Raw genomic sequence first — 1,127 nt, 5'->3', positions numbered from 1 at the left:
TTAAGAGTCAGGCAAACTGTTGTGTATCAGTGCGATACAGCTATGCCTGCTCAAAAATTACCGAACTGTTGTCCTTTGCCATGTCGCAAATTATGAGTAATTTTGCAATATTGGGTATCTCTTACTCAGCGATACCTGCCAATCAAACTATTTAGCATCATCTGCAATGGAAACGCTAAATGAAATTTCTAAGATTTGTGTCTCGGCAGTCAATTGGACTGACGACCGCGAAGCGCACGAAAAATTCTGGGTCGCTGCTTATACAAGGCCGCGTTGTGAGAAAAAAGCGGTTGCCGAAATTAAAAAACTTGGTATTGAAACTTATTTGCCTACTCAAGTCCAGATAAGACAATGGAGTGATCGCAAGAAAAAGATAGAAACCGCAATTATTCCAATGGTGGCTTTCTTTTATGTTGATAAAACCGAAATTTCATTTATCAGAAATCACGCACTCATTATTCGGATTATCTCTCAACCCGGCGAAACAGCATACGCAAGAATTCCAGACATCCAGATTGAAAAGCTTAAATTTGTATTAGGCCAAAGTGACGTTCCTGTTTCCTTTGTCCCAGATTTGAAAGTAGAGGATAATGTTAGAATAGTTAGAGGAAATCTCATTGGTTTAACCGGGAAAGTAATTCAATCCGAATATGGAGAGACTGATATAATAGTGGGCATAGATTTTCTTGGTGGATGCAAATTAAGAATAAATCGTCTGAACATTGAACTGTTATAATGATTGAATATGTCAACTCGCTTCCAAGAGTATATTGAGAATCGCATTGTTAATCATAAAGCTATATCAGTGCCTGAAAAGCATGTGCTTGAAGTCATTGATAGGTTTGACATTGGGTCTAAGGCAGTTTTGATTTATGTAGATGATGTTAAGTTTGAAATTTATGATGTAGCGATAAATGGGAGTGCTCGCCCTTCTCGTTTTCACTTTGATGGAGTTGGCAAAGAAATACCTCATCGACTAGGGGAACTATTTCAGAATTATGATGAACGGGGCAAGCAATATGATTGTCTCTTTGTCGAGTCTCGTGAGGATGCTAAGATCATCTTTGATTCATACTTCAACAAGTTTCTTGACATTGACAAATTATTGAATGAGGTCAACAATGAGA

Annotated in this window: 2 protein-coding genes; both read left to right on the top strand. The window is 37.9% G+C overall.

Features of this window, described 5'->3' with window-relative positions; all coding sequences use genetic code 11:
* Window positions 1-166: 166 nt before the first annotated feature.
* The gene (locus tag C5O24_RS13595) at window positions 167-736 is read left to right on the top strand and encodes a UpxY family transcription antiterminator (RefSeq protein WP_107036842.1); all 570 of its coding nucleotides are present in this window, start codon (window positions 167-169) and stop codon (window positions 734-736) included.
* A gap of 9 nt (window positions 737-745) precedes the next feature.
* On the top strand, window positions 746-1,127 hold a 382-nt coding region (locus C5O24_RS13590), incomplete at its 3' end, for a hypothetical protein (RefSeq protein ID WP_133165614.1).

It is taken from the genome of Paramuribaculum intestinale (assembly GCF_003024925.1).
GTDB lineage: Bacteria > Bacteroidota > Bacteroidia > Bacteroidales > Muribaculaceae > Paramuribaculum > Paramuribaculum intestinale.
The sequence above is the reverse complement of the archived record's forward strand: the minus strand, read 5'-3'. Positions and strand labels throughout refer to the sequence as shown.